The sequence below is a fragment of the Streptomyces sp. NPDC052109 genome (genome assembly GCF_040680195.1).
Classification (GTDB): domain Bacteria; phylum Actinomycetota; class Actinomycetes; order Streptomycetales; family Streptomycetaceae; genus Streptomyces.
In genome coordinates this window covers 93,467-109,637 of the sequence record NZ_JBFAWF010000025.1, presented here as the reverse complement: position 1 = coordinate 109,637, position 16,171 = coordinate 93,467, and the positions used below count along the sequence as shown (strand labels likewise).

Sequence of the window (16,171 nt, the reverse complement as noted above, 5' to 3'; positions counted from 1 at the left end):
GTGGTCGCTCCCAGCACATCACATAACGCACGGGCTCGGTCACTAGTCGTTGCGAATTGACCTGAAGTGGAAGACAGGGCTCCCGTTAGACGAGGCGTACCGGCTTCTCGGGGCGTATACCGGACGCGGCCAGCCAGTCGCGCAGCGGGCCCGGGTCTCCCTCCTCGATCAGGCTGAGCACCCGGGGCGCGAGGTCGGCGGCCCGCTCGCCGCCCAACAGCAGGGAGGGGCCGTCCAGCCAGTCCAGGGCGGGGACCGCGCCGGCGGTCTCCACGGCGGCACAGCACACCATCGCCGTCACATGGTCGGTGAGCAGATCGCGGCCGGTGCGCGGGGGCTGCAACGGGAAGAGGGGCAGTCCGCCGTCGTCCCACAGCGCGCTGTCGGGGCTCTGGCCGGAAGCGGCCGCTCCGGCCCCCGGGGCGCCGGCCTCCTCACGGGCGAGCTCGGCGAACAGTCCGGCGGCGAGGGTGGCGCTGCGTTCCGTGCCGGGATCGTCCTCGGCCGGTTCCGCCTCGGCTTCGCCTGCGGCGGGGAGGTCGCTCCCACCGGCACCACCCGGGCGGCTTTCGTCATCGGGGGCGGGCGGTCCCTGTGGGGTGTTCTCGCCGTCGGCGGCCTGCGGGTCGTCCTGAGGTGCGCTCGGTATCGCCGCTTCTCTGCCGGGCTCGGTGAGGTGGTCCAGGACCCGGGCCAGGGTGGGGCCGCCGGGGTCGGGAGCGGCGGGGTCGAGGGAGGGGCGGACGCCGAGCGAGTCCAGGACGCGGTGCAGACGGGCCGCGTCGGCGCGCCACGTGCGGTCCACGACCTCCTCCGGATACGCCTGCCAGTCCACCGGTGCCCAGTCCGGACCGCACTCCGCGGGGCCGCCGTGGAAGAGGCGCGCGGCGAGCAGCGAGGCGGCCTCGTCCACCACGCCGGGTTCCTCCAGCAGGTCACAGGCCGGGCGCTCGCCGAGCCGTGACGTGAAACCCTCGGCCAGCCGGTCGCGCCGGGACAGCTCGGTGAGCGCCGCCACCACGCCCGCGTCCAGCCGGGAGGGCCAGCGGCCCATGCGCCACGCGGGCAGCGCGACCCGGGTCAGCAGCCGGTCCCAGCCGGCGTAGGCGAGGCCGACCTGCTCCTGGGCGACGATCCGCAGGCCGTAGTCCACGGTCTGCGCCCGCTCGGCCGCCGCCGCCGCGACCCCGCGCTCCATCTGCGTCGCGTGTTCCCTACAGCCGCTCAGCAGCAGCCGGGCCACCCAGCCGAGGACCGCGCAGCCCCCGCGGATCAGCGGACATCGGCCCGGTGTCGAGGCGACCGCGACCGCCGCGTCCAGGCCCCGCACGAAGCGCCGGGCGGCGGCTATGTCCGGGTGCGCCGACGGACCCGTGCCGGCGATGACCGGGGCGAGGACCGCGCGCAGCTCGCCGACCCGCATCCACCACAGGAACGGGGAGCCGATGACGAGCACCGGTGCCGCGGGGGCGCGACGGCGGCCCGGGCCGGCCAGCTCGTCGGACACGGGGCGCGGGGGCGGGCCGTGGGCCGAGTGCGTGCGGTCCTCCAGCCAGCTGTCGCAGTCCGGGGTGAGGGCCAGGGCCGACGGGGCCGGCACGTCCAGGCGGTCGGCGAGGTCGCGCACCATCCGGTACAGGTCCGGGGCGGACTCCTCGGGGATCGGCACCGTCGGGCTGACGGCCGGGCGGGCCCGGGCCACGACCAGGGCGATGCCGGCCGCCGCCAGCAGCACCAGCACGGCGAGGACGCCCACGACCCAGCGGGCCATGTCCCAGCCCCGGCCGACGAAGTGGCCGGTGGAACCGCCGGTCAGCAGGATCACGGCGGCGGCCGCGGGCAGCAGTGCCACGGCCAGCGCCCGACCCCGGACCCGCAGTACCGCGAGGGCCCGGGAGCGCGCGGCCTGCGCGCCCACTTCCGCACCGATTCCGGTCACGTGCCGACCTCACCCCCTCGCCGCCGATGCCGTGCTGTCCTGGTGGTGCTCACTCCCCCACTGTGGCACCCGCGACTGACATCGCAATGCCGGTGGGCCAAGTGCCGGAACGCTTGCGCGGCACCCTAGTTGGGGCCCCGGCCCCCGTCAGCCGTATGGACGATTGCTCACTCGATGGAATGGCTCTGGTCAGAGGTGAGTGACAGACAGCAAGGATCAGGCCCCGGATCGGGGATCCGGGGCCTGTATCGGAAGGAGGGCAGGTCAGGAGGGCGGGTCAGGCGCCCGCCGCCTGCGACGCGGCCTGCGCGGCGATGTCGGTGCGGTGCTGGGAGCCGTCCAGGCGGATCCGGCCCACCGCCCGGTACGCCCGCTCGCGCGCCTCGGCCAGGTCCGCCCCGGTGGCGGTGACGGACAGCACCCGCCCGCCGGCGCTGACGACGGTGTCGCCGTCCCGCCTGGTACCGGCGTGCAGCACATACGCGTGCGGAGCGTCCTCGGCGGCGACCTCGTCCAGACCGGTGATCGGGTCACCGGTACGGGGGGTGGCGGGGTAGTTGTGCGAGGCGACGACGACCGTGACGGCCGCGTCCTCGCTCCAGCGCAGGGGCGGCAGATCGGCGAGGTTGCCGGTGGCGGCGGCCATCAGGAGGCCGGCCAGCGGGGTCTTCAGCCGGGCCAGCACGACCTGGGTCTCGGGGTCGCCGAAGCGGGCGTTGAACTCGATCACCCGGACACCGCGGCTCGTGATCGCCAGGCCCGCGTAGAGCAGGCCGGAGAAGGGGGTGCCGCGCCGGCGCAGCTCGTCGACGGTCGGCTGCAGGACCGTCTGCAGCACCTCGTCGACGAGCTTCGGCTCGGCCCACGGCAGCGGCGAGTACGCGCCCATGCCGCCGGTGTTCGGGCCCTCGTCGCCGTCCAGGGCGCGCTTGAAGTCCTGGGCGGGCTGGAGCGGTACGACCGTCTCGCCGTCGGTGATCGCGAAGAGGGACACCTCGGGGCCGTCGAGGAACTCCTCGATGACGACCCGGTCGCACGCGGCGGCGTGGGCCTTGGCGGCCTCCGGGTCGTCGGTGACGACGACACCCTTGCCGGCGGCGAGTCCGTCGTCCTTGACGACGTACGGGGCGCCGAAGGCGTCGAGGGCCGCGGCGACCTCCTCGGCGGTGGTGCAGACGTAGGAACGGGCGGTCGGCACCGCGGCCTTCGCCATGACGTCCTTGGCGAAGGCCTTGGAACCCTCCAGCCGCGCGGCCTCCCCGGAGGGGCCGAACACCGGGATGCCCCCCGCGCGGACGGCGTCGGCCACACCGGCGACCAGTGGGGCCTCCGGGCCGACGACGACCAGGTCGGCGCCGAGGGCGGCGGCCAGCTCGGCGACCGCCTTGCCGTCGAGCGCGTCGACCGGGTGCAGCTCGGCGACCTCGGCGATGCCGGCGTTGCCGGGGGCGCAGTGCAGCGCGGTGACGTCGGGGTCGAGGGACAGGGAGCGGCACAGGGCGTGTTCGCGGGCGCCGCTGCCGATGACGAGGACCTTCACGGGGGTCAGCCTAATGGCAAGGTTGCCGAAGGCTGGGGTGCGGGTTTGTTGGGGTTTCCTACAAGGGCGCTGAGAACGCCCTACTCGTTCGAGAACTCCTCCACCACCGTCGCCCCCAGCTCCCGCACGATCAGCTCGTGGCCCGAGAGGGCCGACTCGTCGAGGTCCGGGTCGTCGTCCTCGGGGATGTCGTCCTCGGGGGCGACCGGGGCCGGCTCCGGGGCGGCCGGAGAACTGGGGGCCGGAGTGGGTGCGGACGGAGCGGTCGCCGGGCCGGGCCGGGCCGAAGCGGGGGCCTGCGGGGCGGGCTGGGGAGCCGCGGGGCGGGGGGCGGCCGGGGCACCGTAGCCACCGCCGCCCGCGGCGGGAGCGCCGCCGTAACCGGCTCCGCCGCCGAAGCCCGAGCCTCCTGCGGACGAGGGTGCGGAGCCGCCGCCGGACGGGTCGACGACCGCCTCGATCTTCCACTGCACGTTGAACTGCTCGGCCAGCGCCGCCCGCAGCACGTCCTCGCTGCCGCTGCCGGCGAAGTTGTCGCGCGCACCGGCGTTGACGAAACCGAGCTGGAGGGTGGTGCCGTCGAAGCCGGCCACCTGGGCGTTCTGGCTGAGCAGGATCCAGGTGAAGCGGCGGCGGTTCTTGACGGCCTCCAGGATGTTCGGCCAGAGCATGCGGGGGTCGAGGCCACCGGCGGGCGCGGCCGGCGCCGGGGCCGGGGGTGATGCGGCGGGCTGCTGCTGTGCCACCGGGGGACCGCCCGGGGCCTGGCCCTGCGGCGCGCCGGCGCCCGCCGGTGCCGCGGCCGTGGGCCAGCCACCGGGACGCCGGCCGCTACCGGCAGCGGCGGCGGTGGGCCAGGCGCCGGGAGCGGCGGGGGCGGACGGAGCGCCGGGGTCGGAGGGCGCGGAGGGCGTCGCCGGGACCTGGGCGGCGGCAGGCGCGGGGGCGGGGGCCTCGGGGGTGGCCGCGGGCGCCGCTGCCGGGGCAGGCGCGGGTGCCGTAGGGGTGGGGGCGGCGGCAGGGGGCATGGAAGTGGCAGGTCCTGCGGGGGCCGTGGGCGCGGGGGCGGCCGGAGCCGGGCCTCCTGCACCGGAACCTCCGAAACCAGAGCCACCGGCACCGGGGCCGTCCGCACGCGGAACGCCCGCGCCCGGCCCGTTGGACGTTCGTACGGCCGCGCGGGCCGCCGCCCGGCCGCCGCCGGGCGGTACCGGGGGCGTGGGGGCGCCGTGGGCCTCGGGCCCGGGGACGTACCCCATGGCAGGGGCGTTGCCGGCGCCCGAGAAGTGGACGCCGCGCTCGAGACGGTCGAGGCGGGCCATGACCGACCGCTCGTCCCCGTAGGCGGCGGGGAGCAGCACCCGGGCGCAGATCAGTTCCAGCTGAAGGCGGGGCGAGGTGGCGCCGCGCATCTCCGTCAGGCCCTCGTTGACGAGGTCGGCGGCACGGCTGAGTTCGGCGGCGCCGAAGGTGGATGCCTGGGCCTGCATACGCTCCAGCACGTCGGCCGGCGCGTCGAGGAGTCCCTTCTCCAGCGCGTCCGGAACCGCGGCGAGGATCACCAGGTCGCGCAGCCGCTCCAGCAGGTCGGCGACGAAGCGGCGCGGGTCGTTGCCGCCCTCGATGACGCGGTCGACGACCTCGAAGGCGGCGGCCCCGTCACCGGTGGCGAAGGCCTCGACGACGGAGTCGAGGAGAGAGCCGTCGGTGTAGCCGAGGAGGGAGGTGGCCATGGCATACGTCACACCCTCCTCACGGGCCCCGGCGAGGAGCTGGTCCATGACGGACATCGAGTCACGCACGGATCCCGCGCCGGCGCGCACGACGAGCGGGAGCACGCCGTCCTCGACCGGGATGTTCTCCTTCTGGCACACCTCGGCGAGGTAGTCCCGCAGGGTGCCGGGCGGCACGAGCCGGAAGGGGTAGTGATGGGTCCGGGACCGGATGGTGCCGATGACCTTCTCGGGCTCGGTCGTGGCGAAGATGAACTTCAGATGCTCGGGTGGCTCCTCGACGACCTTCAGCAGCGCGTTGAAGCCGGCCGACGTGACCATGTGGGCCTCGTCGATGATGTAGATCTTGTACCGGCTGCTCGCGGGGCCGAAGAACGCCTTCTCGCGCAGCTCACGGGCGTCGTCCACACCACCGTGCGAGGCCGCGTCGATCTCGATGACGTCGATCGAACCCGGGCCGTTGCGCGCGAGGTCCCGGCAGGACTGGCACTCCCCGCAGGGGGTCGGAGTGGGACCTTGCTCACAGTTCAGGCAGCGGGCGAGGATCCGCGCGCTGGTCGTCTTGCCGCAGCCGCGCGGACCACTGAACAGGTACGCGTGATTGACCCGGTTGTTCCGCAGCGCCTGCTGCAGCGGGTCGGTGACATGCTCCTGCCCGATGACCTCGGCAAAGGTCTCCGGGCGATAGCGACGGTACAGCGCGAGAGACGACACGCATACGAGGTTATAGGCGCCCACTGACAACTGGTCCCGGCCACGGATCCCGGAAACACAAGGGCCCCCCACGCACCCGCCAGAGCCGACCTACCCTTGCTGCCTTCCGGCCCTGGGGGAGTTCAGTCAGATAGCGCCGCGTGAGGGGCTGCGCCCCACAGTACCCGATCGCGGCCCCCGGTCAGTAACCGATCAGGTTTCGCGGAGACCCCCGATGCGGGCCTGCGGGAACGGGTTCGCGAGCACTCCCCTCGGTCATGTAATGTTTCCGGCGGAGGATTCGCCTAGAGGCCTAGGGCGCACGCTTGGAAAGCGTGTTGGGGGCAACCCCTCACGAGTTCGAATCTCGTATCCTCCGCCAGTGCCTCACCGGGCACGATGTCGAAGGGCCCCACTGCTTGCGGTGGGGCCCTTCGACGTTGTCCGTCGACCTTGCGGAGCATGGCCCCCGTCACATCCATGTCCGGGCGCGCATTCGCGCCGCTCCCCGGACTCCCGGCCCGTGATCGGGTCGATCACCACGTCAGGGACGCCGGGGATCAGGAGGACGGTCGCGGCGGTGTGGCGGGCATCAGGGAGACGGCCGTCTCGTACGCCTCCGTCCCCGGAGGAGCCGCCGCTGCGGCACCTGCGGCAGGAGCCGGCTCAACGGGAGGATCCTCCCCCGACGGACTGTGCCAGGCGGCCGGCCCCGACATCACCCAATCAAGTTCAGCAACACGGATCGGGTCTCGGAACCCCAGGTCAACGGCGTGACGCGAGCGTTCCCGTCCCGGATCTGTGCCGTCGGCCACAGCGAGCGGGATGTACGTAGGCGCATACTGAGCCATGACAAAGCCTGCGGCACCGAAGCGTCATTTGCCTACCAGCCCATTCAAGGCCCCGGTCACACCGGCTCCCAAGCACTTCGCCACGGGCGACCAGGTCACACACGACGTGTACGGACTCGGCCGGGTACTCGGCATCGAGGACGGAATCGCCGTGCTCGTGGATTTCGGCTCGTCACAAATGCGGATCTTGAGCCCGTACTCCAAGATGACCAAGCTGTAGCCAGGCCCGTCAGGGACCTGTAACGAAAGGCAGACCTCTCATCGACCCGTCGTCGCTGTTCTCCGCCCTGGAAGGGCAACCCCGCCGTTCCGCTGCAGTATCGCCACCTCCGACGTCAAATCCCTTCCAGGCGCCGGACTTCGGAGAAGACGAGATCTTCTACTCCGAGGATGCGCAGGAGCCCGCCCCGGCCCCGCGTGCGGCGCGGCGCAAGGCCGCCTAGCGGTGGTTTCGACAGCCGCCCCCCGGCTGTCTGCGGTTCTGCCGTGAGGAGATGCGGCCGTCTCGGTTTCCTTCTGCTTCAACCCGTTCACCGTCGTGCAGGCGAGATCCGAAGGCCTCCCGGGCACCGACGGCCGGCCGCGAGTGAACGCAGGTGAACGCCCCCGCGCCTACCCGACGTCCGCATCAACACCCGACAGGGCAGCAGAAGGCCCCGACCGGTTCGCCGGTCGGGGCCTTCTGCGCATGGATCTACCGACGGACGTCCGTCGACGAACAGCGGCCGACGCACAGCGACCGGCGACGCGAATGCCACGGCGACCAGGGCCTCATGGCGCTGGGCCCCGTCGTCAGACTCCCGCCTGCCCCCTACCGCGTCACCCGTACCGGTGCCGACACCGTCACCTGGTCCAGTTCCGAGGTCCGGACCGTCACCTTCATCGTCCAGGTGCCCGGCAGAGGGAGGTCGAAGGAGTCGGCGCTCCAGTAGCCGCCGCGGTCGGTGACCCTGGTGTCCAGGGGGCCGATCTTCTGCGCCGCCAGGGTCAGGGTGACGCGGAGTTCGGGGACCGTGGACAGGCCGCCGTCCGGGCCGTAGACCACCGCCTGGACGGAGGTGCGGCCCACCCGGCCCGGGTCCAGAGTGACCTGGACCTGGCCGTGGCCGCCGGGGGCGCCGGTGTCGAAGGGGACCGTGGTGACGGAGGCCGTCGGGATGCCGGCCGCCGGGGCGGCGCTCTGTGCGGCCTCGGTGGCGGCGCGGCCGGGCACCGTGCTCGTGAGCAGGGTCGTCAGGGCCAGGACCACCACGGCGACGGCAGCCTCCGCCAGCACAGAGCGGCGCAGGAGGTGGAAGGGCGGCCGCGGGGGCGGGGCGGGGGGTTCCGGCGGGAGCGGGGGGCCGCCGGCCGGTTCGGGGACGCGGGCGGGGAGTGTCGCCGCCGTCGCCCGGGTCTTCAGCGCGCGGTTCGTCCAGCCGCGGGAGCAGGCCGCCGCCAGCAGCAGTGCGGTGACCGCCGCCAGTTTGGCCAGCAGGGTGCGGCCGTACGTGGTGTCCGTGAGCGCCTGCCAGGAGCCGAGTCCCCGCCAGGACTGGTAGACGCCGGTCAGGGCGAGGACCGTCACCGAGACGAAGGCCAGGCGGGAGAAACGGGCCACGGTGGCGAGGGAGGTGCTCTGGAGCGTGCGCAGCAGGGCCGCCAGACCGCCCAGCCAGGCCGCCATGGCCAGCAGATGGAGGGTGGCGGAGGTGATGGCCAGCGGGACCTGGATGCCCGCCGACGCGTGTTCGGCCGCCGTCCAGGTCAGGGCGAGAGGGAGGGAGACGGCGGCGGCCACGGCGAGCGTCCTGCGGCGCGGGAGCCTTCTGCGCCGGGCACGCAGCAGCGCCACGGCGGCGCCGGCCAGGAGCAGCAGCGCCAGCCGGGCGAGCAGGAGCGCGCCGGGGCGGGTCGCGGCCGTGCGGGTGAGGGAGCCCAGGGAGAAAGCGGGTGCGGTGCCCTCCTCGTACGGGGTGCGCAGGAGGTAGAGGGCGGTCGTCGTGGCGAGCAGGGCCCAGGCAGCGGCCAGCACGGGGGTGCGCAGCGGTGCCGCGGTGGGCGGGCGGCAGTACGCCACGAACGCCGCCGTGCCGAGGAGGAGGGCCAGGCAGAGGTAGGCGAGGTAGCGGGCGATGTTGTACAGGGCCGCCGTGGCGGGGTTCTCCGTGCGGTCGGCGACGGGGCTCGCGGTCGTCGCGGTGCGCTTGCCGACCGAGAAGGTGAGCGCGCCCGACACCGGGTGGCTGTCCGCCGACACCACGCGCCAGGCGACCGTGTAGGTGCCGGTGGCGAGCCGGGCGGGCAGGGAGACGCGGGCCGTGTCCGAGCGGCCGGGGGCGTGCTCGGCGGCACCGGTGCGCAGGCGGTGGTTGGCGGGGTCGTAGACGCGGAAGGAGTCGGCCAGCAGGCCGACCGACTCGGTGAAGGTCAGCGTCACCAGCCGGGGGGCCGTGCGCAGGACGGTTCCGTCGGCGGGGTCGGTCGTGCGCAGGGCCGCGTGGGCCGAGGCCGGGACGGCGGTGCCGATCAGGAGGAGGAAGAGACCCGCGGCCAGCAGGACCAGCCGCCCGGACCATCGGTGTCGGTGGCGCAGCACCTCGCGCACGTCGTCCCTCCTTCGCCGCGTGCCCTCCGTATGAGTACGCGGCGATCGGCCGGTGTGCTCACCATGTCGGGCGGGCCGAGACCCCGCCGTCCACCGTCAGGTCGTGGCCGGTGATCCAGCGTGCGAGCGGCGAGGCCAGGAAGACGCAGGCGTCGGCCACGTCCTCGGGGCGGCCCAGGCGGCCGGTGGGGGCGGCGGCCAGCCAGCGGCGTACGCCGTCCGGCCAGGCCTCGGCCAGGCCCTCCCGGTCGATCAGGCCGGGCGAGACGGTGTTGACGCGGATGCCGTCGGGCCCGTACTCCAGGGCCGCCGCGCGGGCGTGCATGACCACCGCCGCCTTGGCCGCGCTGTAGTGGGCGTGGCCGGGGGCGGGATGGGCGGCCTCGACGGAGGCGATGTGGGTGACGGTGCCGCCGCCGTGCGCCCGCATGTGGTCGGCCGCGGCCTGGGTGCAGGCGAAGACGCTGGTGAGGTCGGTGTCGACGACCGCGCGCCAGTCGGCCGCCGTCATGCCGGGCAGGGGCTGGACGGGCTGGACGGACGCGTTGTTGACGAGGGCGGTGAGCCGGCCGCGGGACCAGTCCGTCACCTCCCGGACCAGGCGGTGGCAGGCGTCCTCGTCCGTCAGGTCCGCCCGGACCACGACGGCCGCGCCGCCCGACTCCCGGATCCTGGCCGCCACTTGCCGGGCCGCCTCCTGCGCCGTACGGCAGTGGACGGCCACCGCGGCGCCCTCCTCGGCGAAGCGCAGGGCGATGGCGCGGCCGATGCCGCCGCTCGCGCCGGTCACCAGGGCGGTCTGTCCGTCGAGCAGGCTCATGGGCGGCACAGTCGCGTGATCCGGGCGGCCTCGGACGGGTAACGCGCCGTGAGGTCCGCCGCGTTCCCGTGTTCGTAGTCCGCGTAGGTGAATCCGGGAGCCATCGTGCAGCCGAAGAACGTCCACGCGCCGCCCGGTGCCACCCGCGCGCCCATCCAGGTGCGGGCCGGCACGGTCAGCTGGAGGTGCTGGCCGGACAAGGGGGCGGGGCCGAGAACGGCGGTGCGGGTGGTGCCGTCGGGGGCGAGCAGCAGGAGGTGGAGCGGGTCGCCGAGGTAGAAGTGCCAGATCTCGTCGGTGGGCAGGCGGTGCAGGGCGCAGTAGTCGTCCGCGGTGAGCAGGGCGACGATGGCGGAGCCCGCCGGCCGGCCGTCGGCCTGCTCCGGTCCCTCCCAGGTACGCCGGAACAGGCCGCCCTCGCGGGGGATGGGTTCGAGGCCGTAGTGGGCGATCAGATCGTCCGGCGTCATCGTCACCCGGGGAAGGCTACCCCTCGTTCCGGTAAGGCGAGTTGGGCGTGCCTCTCCGGCCGACGCAGGCGTGCGAAGCGGGCGATCGCCCTGGTGTACGTGAGGGAGGAGGGGCCGGAGGGCGGGGAGGCACAACCTTCCGGGCGACTCGTGTGTCCAGTGAGCATCCGGCCTTCGCCCGGCCGCGGTCCGTCATCCGTCGCACCGCCCCGAGTCAAGGAGTCTCGTTGCGCAGAGTCCTCACGGCGGGAGCCGTGGTCGCCGCAGTCGTCGCCGTTCCGCTCACCCCGATCGCGTCCGCCGCCGCGCCCTACAAGGGGGCCAACACGGCGGCCGTACAGGACGACTTCAACGGCGACGGGTACCGGGACCTGGTCGTCGGAGCGCCGTACGCGGCGAACGGCAAGGTGGAGGGCGCCGGTGCCGTGGTCGTCCTGTACGGCTCCGCCTCCACGGTGAGCGCCACGCACCGCACGGTGCTCACCCAGGCCACCGCCGGCATCCCCGGCGACCCCGAGGAGTACGACCGCTTCGGCACGGCGGTGGCCGGCGCCGACCTCGACCGGGACGGATACGCCGACCTGATCGTGAGCGCCCCGGACGAGGGCGTCGGCGGCAAGTCCGCACGGGGTTCCGTGACCGTGGTGTGGGGCGGTCCGAAGGGGCTGAGCGGTGGCACGACCATCGCGCCGCCCAAGGGGTACGGGGACGGCCGGACGTACTGCCGCTTCGGGATGTCCCTGGCCACCGGCGACATGAACGGCGACGGCGCGCCCGAGCTGTCCGTCGGCTCCTCCTGTGAAGGGGCGGCGTACAGCGGCCCGTTCACCCGCACCGGGCAGGCCTCCGGTGTCGAACGTCTCCAGGACATCGGCGAGACCCGTGGTGTGGTCATGGGCGACGTCGACGGTGACGGCATGGCGGAACGGTTCTGGATGGCCGGGCCGACGGACGGCGACCTGCGCGGGCCGGTCCGGTACGACGACGGCGGCAGCGGCTCCGGCGTCGAACTCCCCTACGCCGACGGCCACGCCGGGCAGATCGGCGACGTCAACGGCGATGGCTACGGCGACCTGGTCACCGGGATCTCGGAGGACGACTACCTCGCGAACGAGACCGGCGCCGCCCACCGCGGCGGCGAGATCCAGGTCCTCTACGGCGGCCCGCACGGCATCACCGCCGACCAGCGCCCCAAGGTCTTCCACCAGGACACGGCCGGCGTCCCCGGGACCGCGGAGAACGGCGACGAGTTCGGCCAGTCGCTCAGCGTGGGCGACGCGAACGGCGACGGCTACGCGGACGTCCTCGTCGGATCGCCCGGGGAGGCGGTCGGCACGCACAAGCTCGCCGGCACCGCCGTACTGCTGCGCGGCTCCGCCTCCGGCCTGACGACCGCCAAGGCCGCCGGGTACACCCAGGACACGGCATACGTACCGGGCGCGGTCGAGACCGGCGACCAGTTCGGGGCCGCCGTGCACCTGGCCGACCTCGACCGGGACGGCAAGGCGGAGACGGTCGTCGGCGCGCCCACCGAGAACAGCGACGGCTGCGTGTGGGTCGCCCGGGGTTCGGCCGCCGGGCCGGTGGCCAAGGGCTCGTTCAACGTGTGCGGCAAGAGCGCCGGCATCGGCGTGTACAACGTGAAGGGCTACTTCGGCGCGGCCACGACCAGCGCTCACGTGGAGCTCTGACCCGCGCCGGGGCATGATCGGGGTCATGGACGTCACCCTGCACCTCGCCCAGGACCCCGAGGCCGACGCGCTGCTCGGGCGGTCCCCGCTCGCCGCGCTCACCGGGATGCTGCTCGACCAGCAGGTTCCGATGGAGTGGGCGTTCAAGGGCCCCCGGACCATCGCCGACCGGCTCGGCGCCGCGGCCTCCGGGGACCTCGACGCGCACGACATCGCCGCGATGGACCCGGATGCCTTCGCGGCGCTGCTCTCCGAGAAGCCGGCCGTGCACCGCTACCCGGGCTCGATGGCCAAGCGCATCCAGCAGCTGTGCCAGTACCTCGTCGAGCACTACGACGGGGACACGGAGGCGGTCTGGCGGGACGTGGGCAGCGGCACCGAGCTGCTGAAGCGGCTGGAGGACCTGCCCGGGTTCGGCAAGCAGAAGGCCCAGATCTTCCTCGCGCTGCTCGGCAAGCAGCTCGGGGTCACCCCCAAGGGCTGGCGGGAGGCCGCGGGCGCGTACGGCGAGGCCGGGTCCTTCCGGTCGGTCGCCGACATCACCGGGCCCGAGTCCCTGGCCAAGGTGCGGGCGCACAAGCAGGAGATGAAGGCGGCGGCGAAGGCGAAGGCCTCCGGCAAGTAGCGCCGCCCCGCGCCGCGCCCTCGGGGCGGCCCGCTCCACCCGACCGGCCCACTTCCGATGGCACGCCCGCGCCCGCGGGTCAGACCATGGACCATGACCGAGGCACCGAACAGCGGTCCGAACTGGGGCCGTGAATACGACGACCGGAACGTCCACGCGGCCTCCCCGCCGGCAGGCGAACGGCGCGAGCCCGAGCCGCCGTTCGAGGGTCCTCTGCACGCCCTGTCCAAGGCCGCCTGGCAGGTGGTCCTGGTCACCGGGATCGCCTCACTGATCCTCGGCGTACTGGTGCTCGTCTGGCCCCACGCCTCCCTGCTCGCCGCGGGCGTCCTCTTCGGCCTCTACCTCATCATCAGCGGCATCTTCCAGCTCGCCTCCGCGTTCGGCACGCACATGGCGACCTCGCTGCGCGTGCTGGCCTTCATCAGCGGCGCCCTGTCGATCCTGCTCGGCCTGTTCTGCTTCCGCGGGCCCATGCAGTCGATCCTGCTGCTCGCCCTGTGGATCGGCATCGGCTGGCTGATCCGCGGGATCACCCAGACCCTGGCCGCCCTGCACGACTCCCGGATGCCGGGCCGCGGCTGGCAGATCTTCCTCGGAGTCCTGACCTTCATCGCCGGGATCGTGCTCATCGACTCGCCGTTCCACTCGATCGCCGTGCTGACCCTGGTCGCGGGCATCTGGCTGATCGTCGTGGGCATCACCGAGATCGCCACCGCGTTCGGTATCCGCAGCCGGGCCAGGGCAGTCCCCCGGACGCTGTGAGCACCGCCGTCGACCGCGGTATCCGCGCGTACGCCACGCGGGCGGATCTCGGGCCGCGCAAGCTGCACTCGCCGCCCCTACGTGGCAGACACCTGCCGTGAGCGGGAGAGCGGGCCGCACCCGCAGCCGTACCTGGCTGCGGGTGCTCGTGCTGCTCCTCGCCCTGTGGGTGCCCTGCGCCCATGCGCAGGCCCAGGCGGCCCCCGCGTTCGGCGCGTCCGCCGAGACCTTCGAGCACGACGTCCTCGACACGCTGCTGCGGCCGACCGCCCCCGCCGTACACCGGGACGACGTACTGGAGCGCCCCGCAGCCCTGCCCGACCCGGCGCCCGCGCGCCCGGCGGCCCGCGCGTGCCCCGCCACGCCGCGGGTGCCGTACGCCCCGACCCTGCTCCGCACGGTCGTCCTGCGCTGCTGACCTACCCGCGTCCCCGCGACAGGTCGGTCAACTGGTCAGTCAGACGCAAGGAGCAGCACCACATGCCCATGGATCCCTACGCCGTGCTGCGCGCCCTGCTGCGCGCGGAGGCCAGGCGTGCCTCGGCACCGAGGCCGGAACAGAAGGAAGAACCCCGGCGGACGCCCCAGGAACGCGGCCGCTGAACCCGGCACCGGCGGGGGCGGGCCACCGCCTCCGCCGGTGCCGCACGGGGAACGGGTGGGCCCGCGGCCGCGCCGGGTGGCGACCGAGCGGGCCGGCGACCCTGAACATACCGCTGCTGCGAACCTGTTCGACCGGCGACGGCACCTCCTTGGCGGGCCGCGTCGGCAGGGCGGTCTCCGGTTCCGGCCGGGCGCTCGGCTGCTCGTGCGCCGCCTCGCGGTCCACAGCCTGTGCACAACGGCGACCGGGGGGTTGGGGCGCCGCTCTCGCCGAGGACGGCCACCTCGGACGCCGGCACCCGGACCGGTCAGCAGTCCCTCGCCGTACCGGCCCGTCCTGCACCGCCGGGACTCCGGGGACCGGGACGATCCCCCGACCGGCCTCCGCCGTACGGAGGAAATCCGCCGCGGCGCACCGTGCAGGCCGCCCCGTGGCGTCCGCGGGGAACACCGGCGGCGCCGCGACCGGACGGTGGCGGCTGCGCACGGACAGCGGAACGCGGACCGGGGCATCCGGGTGACGTTGCCCTCCCGCAGGAGGGCGCCAGGGTCGGGAGCCGAGCCCCAGAAGGCGTATCCGGAGGCGGTCTTCGCGGTTCGGCGGGGAGTGCCGGAGCGGATCCGGGCCCGGTCTCGCTGCCGCTCGTCCCGGCCGCCTGGTCCTGCTAGCAGCGCTTATGGCCCTTTTGTGGCATCTTTTCAAGCGCCGCACTCCGCCGCCATGGCTGCGCCCGGAACGTCTTGACCGGTAGGCTTTCCGTGTGATCTTCAAGCGCATCGGAAACGGCCGGCCGTACCCCGACCACGGCCGGGAAAGCACCCGGCAGTGGGCGGACGTCGCGCCGCGCCCGGTCCGCCTCGATCAGCTCGTGACCACCAAACAGCAGCTCGACCTGGAGACCCTGCTGGCGGAGGACTCGACGTTCTACGGCGACCTCTTCGCACACGTCGTCAAGTGGCAGGGCGACCTCTACCTGGAGGACGGACTGCACCGCGCGGTCCGCGCCGCCCTCCAGCAGCGCCAGGTGCTGCACGCGCGCGTGCTCGAACTCGACTGACCCGGCGCGACAGGGCTGTTGACCCTTGACCCTTTCGGGTTCCGCTGAGCGGCATCGACTGATCATCTAATAGGCATCGCCGCTCGCGCGCACTACGCTGCGCCCATGAGCATGCTCACTCCCCCTGGCATGGGCGGCCAGTACCGGATCACCGGGGACAAATACCCCCGGATGCGTCCGCCGCGCCGACGCGGCAGGCTCGTGGCCGCCGTGGTGGCGTCCGTCGCCGCGCTCGGCCTGATCGGCTGGGGCACCCTGCAGCTCATCGACGTCTTCACCGGCGGCAAGAAGAGCACGACGGCGAGCTCGAAGACGGGCTGCCGTCCCGAGGCGGCCACGGCCACTCAGGTGAAGGCCCTGCCGAAGCCGGGCGAGATCACCGTGAACGTCTACAACGCCACCGACCGCACCGGTCTCGCCAAGGACACCGCGGACGAGCTGAAGAAGCGCGGCTTCAAGATCGGCGCCGTGGGCAACGCCAGCAAGCAGTTCGACAAGAAGGTCAAGAGCACCGGGATGCTCCTCGGGCCCGCCTCGGCCCGGAACACCTCGCTGCCGGTACTCGGCACCCAGCTCTCCGGCGCCGAGCAGCGCACCGACACCCGCAAGGGCACCGACCTGGACCTCATCCTCGGCGACGGCTTCAAAAACCTGACCCAGCGGGCGGCGTCGGACCAGGCCCTGACCAGGCTGGCGGCGCCCGACCCGACGGCTTCTCCGAAGAAGAGCTGCTGACGAGCGCCTCCCCTGGGGGGCGCCGGGCCGTGTCGACACATGCGGCGCCGGCGCCACGGGC

General features: G+C 73.7%; 14 protein-coding genes, 1 tRNA gene and 1 other RNA gene. 9 read left to right on the top strand and 7 right to left on the bottom strand.

From position 1 onward, the window contains the following. Positions 1–85 precede the first annotated feature (85 nt). The 4 genes from AB0L59_RS35300 to ffs all read right to left on the bottom strand — a co-directional run bounded on the left by AB0L59_RS35300 (position 86) and on the right by ffs (position 6,079). Positions 86–1,939 carry a hypothetical protein gene (locus tag AB0L59_RS35300; protein WP_365590746.1) on the bottom strand — a complete coding sequence of 618 codons (1,854 nt, stop codon included), beginning with the start codon at positions 1,937–1,939 and terminating at the stop codon, positions 86–88. A gap of 277 nt (positions 1,940–2,216) precedes the next feature. Further along, positions 2,217–3,479: a phosphoribosylamine--glycine ligase gene (gene purD, locus AB0L59_RS35295; RefSeq protein WP_365590745.1), complete on the bottom strand. Its 1,263-nt coding sequence runs from the start codon at positions 3,477–3,479 to the stop codon at positions 2,217–2,219. A gap of 80 nt (positions 3,480–3,559) precedes the next feature. Beyond that, positions 3,560–5,926: a DNA polymerase III subunit gamma and tau gene (locus AB0L59_RS35290; RefSeq protein ID WP_365590744.1), complete on the bottom strand. Its 2,367-nt coding sequence runs from the start codon at positions 5,924–5,926 to the stop codon at positions 3,560–3,562. A gap of 56 nt (positions 5,927–5,982) precedes the next feature. Continuing rightward, an RNA gene (gene ffs / locus AB0L59_RS35285) (signal recognition particle sRNA small type) lies at positions 5,983–6,079 on the bottom strand. A 120-nt stretch (positions 6,080–6,199) separates the two neighbouring features. On the opposite strand from ffs, the gene AB0L59_RS35280 reads away from it, so the two are divergent. After that, positions 6,200–6,287, top strand: a tRNA-Ser gene (locus AB0L59_RS35280). 467 nt (positions 6,288–6,754) lie between these two features. Next, positions 6,755–6,976 carry a hypothetical protein gene (locus tag AB0L59_RS35275; RefSeq protein WP_365590743.1) on the top strand — a complete coding sequence of 74 codons (222 nt, stop codon included), beginning with the start codon at positions 6,755–6,757 and terminating at the stop codon, positions 6,974–6,976. A gap of 591 nt (positions 6,977–7,567) precedes the next feature. Here AB0L59_RS35275 and AB0L59_RS35270 read toward each other — a convergent pair. The 3 genes from AB0L59_RS35270 to AB0L59_RS35260 are packed head-to-tail and all read right to left on the bottom strand — an operon-like array spanning position 7,568 to position 10,633. Continuing rightward, positions 7,568–9,343: a copper resistance protein CopC gene (locus AB0L59_RS35270; RefSeq protein ID WP_365590742.1), complete on the bottom strand. Its 1,776-nt coding sequence runs from the start codon at positions 9,341–9,343 to the stop codon at positions 7,568–7,570. Positions 9,344–9,401: 58 nt separating this feature from the next. Continuing rightward, positions 9,402–10,163, bottom strand: a complete 762-nt coding sequence (locus tag AB0L59_RS35265) for a glucose 1-dehydrogenase (RefSeq protein WP_365590741.1) — start codon at positions 10,161–10,163, stop codon at positions 9,402–9,404. Then, positions 10,160–10,633, bottom strand: a complete 474-nt coding sequence (locus tag AB0L59_RS35260) for a cupin domain-containing protein (RefSeq protein ID WP_365590772.1) — start codon at positions 10,631–10,633, stop codon at positions 10,160–10,162. The genes AB0L59_RS35265 and AB0L59_RS35260 overlap by 4 nt, the downstream gene beginning before the upstream one ends. Before the next feature lie 227 nt (positions 10,634–10,860). Here AB0L59_RS35260 and AB0L59_RS35255 point away from each other — a divergent pair, with 227 nt between their 5' ends. The 7 genes from AB0L59_RS35255 (at position 10,861) to AB0L59_RS35225 (ending at position 16,110) form a co-directional block, all read left to right on the top strand. Further along, positions 10,861–12,324, top strand: coding sequence for a hypothetical protein (locus AB0L59_RS35255; protein WP_365590740.1), 1,464 nt, complete (start codon positions 10,861–10,863; stop codon positions 12,322–12,324). 25 nt (positions 12,325–12,349) lie between these two features. Continuing rightward, entirely contained in the window at positions 12,350–12,949 is a 600-nt protein-coding gene (locus AB0L59_RS35250; RefSeq protein ID WP_365590739.1) for an HhH-GPD-type base excision DNA repair protein, read from the top strand. 93 nt (positions 12,950–13,042) lie between these two features. Further along, on the top strand, positions 13,043–13,714 hold the full coding sequence (locus tag AB0L59_RS35245) for an HdeD family acid-resistance protein (RefSeq protein ID WP_365590738.1): 672 nt from the start codon (positions 13,043–13,045) through the stop codon (positions 13,712–13,714). A gap of 97 nt (positions 13,715–13,811) precedes the next feature. Next, positions 13,812–14,132 carry a hypothetical protein gene (locus AB0L59_RS35240; protein ID WP_365590737.1) on the top strand — a complete coding sequence of 107 codons (321 nt, stop codon included), beginning with the start codon at positions 13,812–13,814 and terminating at the stop codon, positions 14,130–14,132. Between the two features lie 62 nt (positions 14,133–14,194). Next, positions 14,195–14,317, top strand: a complete 123-nt coding sequence (locus AB0L59_RS35235) for a hypothetical protein (protein ID WP_365590736.1) — start codon at positions 14,195–14,197, stop codon at positions 14,315–14,317. 761 nt (positions 14,318–15,078) lie between these two features. Further along, complete coding sequence (locus AB0L59_RS35230; protein WP_004943146.1) at positions 15,079–15,375, top strand: type II toxin-antitoxin system VapB family antitoxin; 297 nt, start codon at positions 15,079–15,081, stop codon at positions 15,373–15,375. Between the two features lie 105 nt (positions 15,376–15,480). Beyond that, positions 15,481–16,110, top strand: a complete 630-nt coding sequence (locus AB0L59_RS35225) for a LytR C-terminal domain-containing protein (protein ID WP_365590735.1) — start codon at positions 15,481–15,483, stop codon at positions 16,108–16,110. The last annotated feature ends 61 nt before the right edge of the window (positions 16,111–16,171 follow it).